Below are 9286 nucleotides of genomic sequence, written 5' to 3'. Positions count from 1 at the left end.
GGTATAAATGGTAGTAAAAGTTTGTGAAACATGCGGAACACCAATAAAAAGGCTAAAGCATTCTTCCTTATGCCAGTGCGGTCCTAAGATATTGAGCAATCAATTCTCAGTTAAAACAAAAAAATAAATCCATGGATTAAATGATAAAATTAAACCGATTATTCAATTAATCGGTTTTTGTTTTTCCATTGAAGGGTAAAAGGAGGGTAATAAATATTTTTCATTTCAAATAAAATAATGTATGATTATAGAATAGAATAAAACGTCATGGAGGAAATGACATGCTTCCAGTTTGTCAAACCATCACGTGACGGTTAGGAGGGGTTATGTTGGGAACGAGACTTTAAAAATTGGCGAGTTGGCGGAAATGGCGAACGTTACGAAACGAACCGTAGATTATTATACGAACCTAGGCTTGCTTAAAGCAGAACGTTCCGCCTCTAATTACCGTTATTATTCAGTCGGTGAACTTGAAAGGCTCCGCCGTATCGAAGGATACAAAAGAGAAAACCTTTCATTGGAAGAAATTAAAGAACTACTTAAAAAGGAAATGGAAGCCGCATCAGCAATTGAGGAAAAAGGTCTTCAACTCAAAAATAAAATGGATGGCCTGAACGAGGAACTTCAAGAATTCATCACCTTGATTGAAAAGGATGGAAAAAGTGAGCATCTTCTAAAAAAACAGGTATCCAGTGAAAGCATGGCCTTGATCCAATCATTACTATTGTTGCTGGTATGATTAAAATTTATCTCTATAGTTTTATGTACGAAGGTGCATATTAACGAATATAGGCTAAATGGTTTTGGTTCATGTTATAAGGCAAAAATCTCATTTTGAAACGAAAATAACCATTTATACAGGAGGTGCTTGGGATTAAGCCGTACATGTCTAATTCAAAGGTCAGAAGGATTGGCACTATATGGCGAACCCGCACATATTGGAGATTTTTATAAAGTTATTAGCAGTAGCTGTATTAATAGCATTAACCGCTTTTTTCGTAGCATCGGAATTTGCAATCGTTAAAGTCAGAAGTTCCCGAATCAATCAATTGATTGAAGAAGGGCATAGAAATGCCCTCGCAGCCAAGAAAGTGACAACGCATATCGATGAGTACTTATCTGCCTGTCAATTGGGGATTACAGTAACCGCCTTAGGTTTGGGGGTGTTGGGTGAACCGACGGTGGAGGCGATCTTAAAACCATTGTTCACTAAATGGGGATTAGAGGAATCCATAAGTCACATCATCTCGTTCCTGATCGCTTTCGGTTCCGTAACATTCCTTCATGTTGTAGTCGGTGAACTGGCACCAAAAACGGTTGCAATTCAAAAGGCTGAAGAGGTAACCTTGCTTTTTGCAAAGCCGTTAATTCTCTTTTACCGCATTTTATACCCATTCATTTGGTTATTGAATGGTTCTGCGCGCCTTCTGACAGGCATTTTCGGATTAAAGCCAGCATCTGAGTCAGAAATGGCCCATTCCGAAGAAGAGCTGCGCATCATTTTATCGGAAAGCTATAAAAGCGGTGAGATCAACCAATCGGAATACAAATATGTGAATCAGATATTTGAATTTGATGAGCGTATCGCCAATGAAATCATGGTTCCGCGTACGGAAATGACCGTTATCGAAAAAGGCATGCCATTATTGGAAGTCGTTGAACTTATTCAAGAAGAACAATACACAAGGTATCCAGTCATAGACGGTGATAAAGATAATGTTGTGGGAATGGTCAATATCAAGAGACTTTATACAGCGACGATTACAGAAGATAATGTAACAGCTTTGACAGTGGATTCCTTTGTGACACCCATCATCCGTGTTCTTGAAACGATCGCCATTCATGATTTGCTGCTGAAAATGCAGAAGGAACGGATCCATATGGCAGTTTTGACTGATGAATATGGCGGAACGGCCGGTCTTGTAACGGTTGAAGACATCCTTGAAGAAATTGTCGGGGAAATCCGTGATGAATTTGACCAGGATGAACGTCCGCTCATTCAAAAGATTGATGAAGGGCATTATGTATTCGACGCTAAAACATTAGTTGAAGATGTCAATGATACCCTTGCGATCGATTTGCCGGAGGAAGATATCGATACATTGGGAGGATGGTTCCTGACAGGCAGATTTGAGATTGCTATCGGGGATAAAATCGAATACGCCGGATATGAATTTACTGTAAAGGAAATGGACGGCCACCATGTTTTATATGTTGAAGTGAAGAAGATTAAATAAACAGGATCACAACAAAAGCCGAAAGTGGAAACTTTTGGCTTTTATTAATGCTCATTGGTTCGAACGATGACAATCATAACAATGGTTAAAACAGACTGTTGTGTAATTGGAAAATAAATTCCATAAAAAATTACACTGTAGGTAACCATTTTAGCTTGGAAAATGTTAAAATTGACTTTGAGCAATGAATCTATCTATATATATATCATTTTAAAGTTTCAATATAAAAAAATTCTTCAAAGTAGTACTGATGATAATATTAAGATTTATTTTGCAAAGCCGTTTATTTTTGGCTGATATAAATAAGTATCGAAGGTGGGCGGGAAAATGGGTTTTAAGAAGAAGCAAATGTTGGGATTTGGTTTAATCTTGCTTTTCTTGGCTATTTTACTTTCTTTCATGATGGTTACGCTTAACAATTTAAAGAGCAGCATGACTGAAATAGTTGAAAATCGCTATGAAAAAGTTCAAGATTCGATGGAAATCCGTCAGCTTTTTTCCAGGTCGGACCGTGAGATCCTGTTTGCAGCTAATGATGTAAACAAAGAAGAAAGAGCAGAGAGCCTTGAAATCATCAATGAGAATCATAGTTTGATTGAATCAAAAATTGCTGGGTTATCAGGTAGGTTAAATAAGGCGAAAGCAAAGCAATTACTGAAAGAGTTCGAGACTCAATATGCTTCTTACTCCATAACGGAGGCTGAGATCATCCAAAAGATAAAGTCGGGAAACTCATCGGATTTAACAAGCCTGATGGATGATCAAAGGGAAAAACGTACGAAAGTCATCAGTACGATGGACGAATTTAAAGATTACCAAGAAGACGTCATGAAAGATACATTAAGTAATTCGAAACAAACCTATGAAGATATGATCGGTTTTGTGATTTTTGCGGTTATCCTCAGCATTTTGGTTATTTCCGTAACGGTTGTTTGGATGATTCGCAGTACTTCGAAAGATCTGCAGTCGATTACGAATGTCATCAAAAATATTGATTTTAAAAATTTATCGGTCATACCAAGAATTCCGGTTCGAACTACTGATGAAATTAGTGATATAGCGAGATCGTTCAATGATATGGCGGAATCTCTTGAAGACTATAATCGAAAAGAGAAAGATTTCACTGAAAAGATTAGTGAACAGAACTGGATCCAGACCCGTGTGGCAGATATAGCTACCATGTATCAGCGCATTGTTGATGTGGAAGTTCTGGCTGACCGGTTCATTACAAGACTTGCACCGATGATGGGGGCTTCAATTGGAGCTTTTTACGTCAAACGGGGTGAGGGTGTTGATATGCGTTTTGTGAAGCTTGCCAGCTTTGCTGGAGATGGCGAAAATTCGGGCAGACGTGAATTCCGTCTTGGCGAAGGGCTGATCGGACAATGCGCCCTTGAAAAGAAATCCAAAGTCATTGACGATATTCCTGAAGATTTTCAATTGGTTACGACAGGATTAGGGGAAGTCAACCCGAAAAGCATTGTCATTGCGCCAGTCGTTTTTGAGGATGAAGTTGTGGCGATGGTTGAACTGGCGAGTTTGGAGACTTTTACGAAGTTGCAAAAATCTTTCCTGAACCAGGTTCTTGATACTCTAGGCATCACGATTAATAATGTAGAAGGCCGGATGGAAATAGAGCGTTTATTGAAAGAATCACAAGCACAGACCGAAGAGTTACAGGCCCAATCGGAAGAATTGCAGTCACAATCAGAGGAAATGCAAGCTCAATCGGAGGAACTGCAAACACAGGCTGAAGAGCTGAGAATGATCAATGAACAATTAGAAGAGAGAAATCGTGAAACTGAAGAGAAATCAAAAGAGCTTCAAGTTGCAAAACAAAATCTTGAAAAACAGGCGGAAGAATTAAAGTTAAGTTCAAAATACAAATCGGAGTTCATGGCCAATATGTCCCATGAATTGCGGACACCGCTCAATAGTATTCTGATTTTATCTGAAATGCTTTCAGATCCAAATGATAATAAATTAAATGAAGAGCAACAGGAATTCGCTCGTGTCATTAATTCATCGGGCCAAGACTTATTAATGTTGATCAATGACATTTTGGATTTATCAAAAGTTGAAGTCGGAAAACTTGAAGTGGTCTTTGACGAAATGAATTTGAGTGAACTTCCTGAGTTATTGCATCGTAATTTCGATCATGTAGCGAAGAAAAAGAACATTGACTTTATAATAGAAAAAAGTAAAAACGTTCCGGATATTTTCTTTACGGATGAACAGCGCTTCCAGCAAATTTTGAAAAACCTGTTATCCAATGCATTTAAATTCACGGAAAAAGGTTCTGTGTCTGTCCGAATCCAAAAAGCTGATGAGGAAAATGTAGCACAATGGATACAGACAAAAGGAGCTAGCAATTGGGTTGAAATTAAGGTGACGGATACGGGCATCGGAATATCAAAAGAGAAGCAAAAACTTATTTTTGAAGCGTTCCAGCAAGGTGACGGAGCTACGATGAGAAAATATGGCGGAACGGGCCTAGGGCTATCTATTTGCCGGGAATTTGCCAAACTTCTGGGAGGCTGGGTCATTGTAGATAGTGAAGAAGGGCAAGGCAGTACCTTTACTTTCTTTATTCCAAGTATGCCAGAGGGCTTCAAAAATGTCAGTGAAGCAATAGCTGCTTCTCCGGAAGTGGCAGCAGCTAACCACGATGATTCTACCGCGGATTTTGACGGTCAAGGAGAATCGGATGTAGTTATAATGGATGAAGAAAATCGGAATAAGGTTAAACCATTCTGCAATAAAACAGTACTGGTCGTCGATGATGATCACCGTAATATATTTGCTCTGAAAAATGCGCTGAAGCATGAGGGGATGGAAATCCTTACAGCTGAAAACGGCTACGAATGTTTGGAACTCCTTGAAAAAGGAAACGATATAGATGTTATATTGATGGATATCATGATGCCGGGCATGGACGGTTACGAAACGATGACCAGAATTCGCGAGCAAAGTAAGTTCGAGGATCTTCCTATCATCGCGCTAACTGCGAAAGCGATGAAAGGCGATAGGGAAAAATGCCTGAAGGCCGGCGCTTCTGATTATGTCAGCAAGCCGTTGAAGCTGGATCAGTTGCTATCCGTCCTAAGAGTATGGCTGACTAATTGATTGATAGAACGTACGGGTAAGGAAGGTTTTGCATGAAGGATACTTTAACGATTGAAGAAAGAGAAGATTTGGAAATTGAATTATTGTTAGAGGCCATTTATTCCGTTTCTGGCTTTGACTTTCGCAAATATATGCGGTCTTCAATAAAAAGAAGAGTTGAAAATAGAATGAGACTGGACCATGTTCGCAGGATTAGCGGAATGATAGAGATGGTTTTATATGAAAAAGGGTATGTTGAGAAGCTTTTGAGGGATTTTTCAATAAATGTCACTGAAATGTTTCGCGATCCGGAATTTTTTAAAGCCTTTCGTTTAAATATTGTACCGCTCCTGAAAAAACTTCCTGAAATCAGAATTTGGCATGCGGGTTGTTCGACCGGTGAAGAGGCCTTTTCCATGGCGATCATCCTCAAGGAAGAAGGGCTTTATGATAAGGCGAGGATTTATGCCACTGATATGAATGAAGAAGTCCTCCTTCATGCAGAAAAAGGGATATTACCTTTAAATAGAATGCAGTCTTATACGAAAAACTACTTGCAAGCTGGGGGTAACCAGGAATTTTCGGAGTATTATACAACCGATTATCAAAATGCTTATCTTGATTCGGGCCTCCTGAAAAACATTGTGTTTTTCCAGCATAATTTAGTTACTGATGGTTCGTTCAATGAGTTTCATATCATCATGTGCCGGAATGTGATGATTTACTTTACCGGTGAATTACAGACCTATGTTAATCAGTTGTTTTATGACAGTCTTTGTAAAGACGGTTTTCTTGCGGTTGGCAGCAAGGAAACACTGCATACATCATCCTTTTCGGAAGATTATGAGGACTTTGACTCAAGGGAACGAATTTATCGGAAATTGTAAAAGGAAAGAGTCCGCATATAAGCGGACTCTTTCTTTTTAATCCAGTGCATTATTTTTCGTTTTTTTTGCATATCTATGTTTAAGGTATTGGAAGAAGGGGTATATATAATGAGTTGGTCTCCATGTCAAATCGCTAGCGTGGTTTATCATTATTAAATGAGACTGAACTTCGTTATAATATAATCAAACTCCCTTTTTAAGGAGTTTTAGTAAAGTACAGATCCATAAAAAAGATAAATGTTGCCGCTCGATATAAGCCAAAAGGGGAATGAAAGAATGACGATTTTAATCGTAGATGATAACCAGGTTAACCTTTTCGTTATAGAGAAAATTCTAAAACGAGCTGGCTATACGGATTTTCTATCATTAACTTCAGCTGTTGAGATGTTTGAATATTTACAGGTGGATAGTCCGCAACCTAAAGAGAATTCAGTTGATATCATTCTGCTTGATATCATGATGCCGGAAATCGATGGGATAGAGGCGTGCAGGAGACTTCAAAGTATTCCTCACCTTAGAGATATACCCGTGATTTTTGTGACCGCCCTTGAAGATTCAAACAAGGTGGCCGAGGCACTTGATGTTGGTGGAATTGATTATATAATGAAGCCTATCAATAAAATAGATTTACTTGCGAGGATTCGCGTAGGGTTAAGACTTAAATATGAAAAAGATTGGCATAAAATGCAGGATGAAAAAATCCGCAATGAATTGGATCTTTCCATGCAGGTTCAAAGCAGCTTATTAAGTGAACCCATTATAAATGACCACTTAACTATAAGGGCATCATACTTACCTGCGAATAAATTAGCAGGGGATATGTACTATTGGCACCGCATCGATGAAAATCGGTATGGGATCATCCTGTTGGATATGATGGGGCATGGCATATCCGCCTCACTTGTGTGCATGTTCATTTCCTCCGTATTGAGGGATGCCATCAGGACACATACAGATCCAGTGGCAGTAATAAACGAAATGAATCGCTGGATGAGTACCCTTAATAAAGAAGATAATCAAGTGCATTATTATTTTACCGCGATTTATATGATCATTGATACAGAGCAAAAGACAGTGGAATATGTGAATGCCGGACATCCTCCGGGATTTGCTTTAATGGACGATGGAAAAGTGGCCTCACTTTCAAAAGGGACATGTCCTGTTGGGTTCTTCACTGAAATGAAAATAGAGAAATCCGTCATTCATTATGAAGAGAAGATTCAGCTTATGCTTTTTACGGATGGAGTCATGGAAGCAATAGATCGAGAAGGAACGGAAGGACTCGACCAAATAAAAGAAGCAGTCTCGACGAGGTGGTTTGATTGTAAAGAATCTCCCCCTATCGATTTTTTGATGTCCCCGGAAATGCAGCAAGATCAACCTGATGATATGTGTGTTGTTGTTATACAAGCGAATTGAAGAAGGAAGAGGCGGCAGATTATCTGCCGCCTCTTCTCTATAAAAGGGGGGTCACTTTTATATGAGAGTGGATTCTCTATTCGGTTATTTGCAATTAACGGTCATTTTTCAATTTACTAATGCCATCTTGGAGATTGCCTTTTAATTTATCAACTTTACCTTCTGCTTGTAAGTGAGGATCATTTTTCGCGTTTCCGACTTGGTCTTTCGTTTCACCTTTAACTTTATTTACAGTACTTTTTACTTTGTCTGATAAACCGCTCATTATGTTACCTCCTTTTTCTTTATATACTATATATACCCATGAAGTGCATGGGTAAACCTGATTTTTATGGAGAAAGGAGTTTAAGAGGCGACTATTGCCCTTTTGCTTAACCTCTGGATGAAATGATATGACCGATCAATGATTTGATCTTTATCATGATCCAACGAGGCCACATGATATGAGTTTTCAAGGGGGGCCATCTCCTTATCACCGGACATGACATTATCGTAAATCTGATAGGAACACGAGTCTGGTACAACGTGATCTTCTGGAGAATGGAAGATAAGTATCGGGCACGAAACGTCTACTAGTTTTTGACTGGCATGTTCCATTATATCGAGCAATTGATTAATAGCTTTTGCCGGAACTTGGTCATATGTGATTTCTTTAGTTGTATCGTCTTTTATGTCAGGCTTGCCTTCAGGAATGAAGCGCGGAACCGATTGGTTGCGATATTTTTCATATTCAGGAACTTGGAGAGCAGCATTGATGGTGAGAATTCCATCACAAACAACTTTTGTAGCTAAATCGAGAACAAGGGCGCCCCCCATTGATTGTCCGATGGCAAATACATGGGTGCAGGTTCGTTTTAATTTTGCATAAGCCATTTCAACATCCTGTATCCATTCCTGATAATGACTCGTTTCCATTTCATATTCATCCGTTCCGTGGCCCGCCAGTCGAGGAGCGAAGACAGTAAAGCCTTTGGCGGCAAATTTTTCACCTAAATACCTTACGCTTTGTGGCGTTCCGTTAAAACCATGGCAAATAAGAATGCCGATAGAATTGCCGGGTAAGAAAAAAGATTCTGCACCTGGTATTACCATTGCTGCTGTCATATTCCCATCTCCTTTAAATTAGCTAAGTTTTATTGATAGAAAGTTTATAAATAAAATTAACTATTCCGATTATTTTACTTGGTTATATAATAGCATAATGAAAATTGTGAAGTCAACTTGGTTATAATCCGATTTCATTATCATTAAGTAGCATTAAAAAAGGATATAAGATACTTATTAGGTCCATTCCATATATCGTTGCCAATCTTTCTACTATATAAGGATTGTCTTGTAATTGTTGATAAACTGAAGAAGCTAATAACCGGTGAAAGATAAAAATAAAAGAAATGAAAAAAAGGCGTTGACATTAATGTGAAATGGGATTAATATAAATAAGCACCAACTAAGAGAAACGAAAAATTTCATCACTTTCGGCAGATTGCTGAAAGAAATAACTATTGACTTCTTACTATGAAAATGATAAGATGAAATGGTCGCTGAAAAACACAGCGATTTAAAATAAGTTAAAAACTTCGCAGAAGTTGACAACTAATCAATAAAGTGTTATGATGAATAAACAGCCGTTCGAAAGAA

Annotated in this window: 7 protein-coding genes; 5 read left to right on the top strand and 2 right to left on the bottom strand. The window is 38.5% G+C overall.

Translation table 11 applies throughout. From position 1 onward, the window contains the following. The first annotated feature begins 307 nt into the window (after positions 1–307). From ACFVSH_RS19180 to ACFVSH_RS19160, 5 genes are all read left to right on the top strand, one after another. Positions 308–739, top strand: coding sequence for a MerR family transcriptional regulator (locus tag ACFVSH_RS19180; RefSeq protein WP_387604761.1), 432 nt, complete (start codon positions 308–310; stop codon positions 737–739). 199 nt (positions 740–938) lie between these two features. Then, on the top strand, positions 939–2237 hold the full coding sequence (locus ACFVSH_RS19175) for a hemolysin family protein (RefSeq protein WP_192208119.1): 1299 nt from the start codon (positions 939–941) through the stop codon (positions 2235–2237). Between the two features lie 327 nt (positions 2238–2564). After that, positions 2565–5363, top strand: a complete 2799-nt coding sequence (locus ACFVSH_RS19170; protein WP_387707353.1) for a response regulator — start codon at positions 2565–2567, stop codon at positions 5361–5363. A 32-nt stretch (positions 5364–5395) separates the two neighbouring features. Then, positions 5396–6229 (top strand): CheR family methyltransferase, encoded by an 834-nt coding sequence (locus ACFVSH_RS19165; protein ID WP_387604748.1) that lies wholly within the window; start codon positions 5396–5398, stop codon positions 6227–6229. Positions 6230–6505: 276 nt separating this feature from the next. Beyond that, complete coding sequence (locus ACFVSH_RS19160; RefSeq protein ID WP_387604750.1) at positions 6506–7648, top strand: PP2C family protein-serine/threonine phosphatase; 1143 nt, start codon at positions 6506–6508, stop codon at positions 7646–7648. Between the two features lie 94 nt (positions 7649–7742). Here ACFVSH_RS19160 and ACFVSH_RS19155 read toward each other — a convergent pair whose 3' ends face one another. Together ACFVSH_RS19155 and ACFVSH_RS19150 are read right to left on the bottom strand one after the other, a co-directional pair. After that, entirely contained in the window at positions 7743–7913 is a 171-nt protein-coding gene (locus ACFVSH_RS19155) for a CsbD family protein (RefSeq protein ID WP_069981788.1), read from the bottom strand. An 80-nt stretch (positions 7914–7993) separates the two neighbouring features. Further along, positions 7994–8752 carry an alpha/beta hydrolase gene (locus ACFVSH_RS19150; RefSeq protein ID WP_387604753.1) on the bottom strand — a complete coding sequence of 253 codons (759 nt, stop codon included), beginning with the start codon at positions 8750–8752 and terminating at the stop codon, positions 7994–7996. Positions 8753–9286 lie beyond the last annotated feature (534 nt).

The organism is Peribacillus sp. NPDC058002 (assembly GCF_042886655.1).
In the GTDB taxonomy this organism is placed as follows: domain Bacteria; phylum Bacillota; class Bacilli; order Bacillales; family DSM-1321; genus Peribacillus; species Peribacillus aracenensis.
The sequence above is the reverse complement of the archived record's forward strand: the minus strand, read 5'-3'. Positions and strand labels throughout refer to the sequence as shown.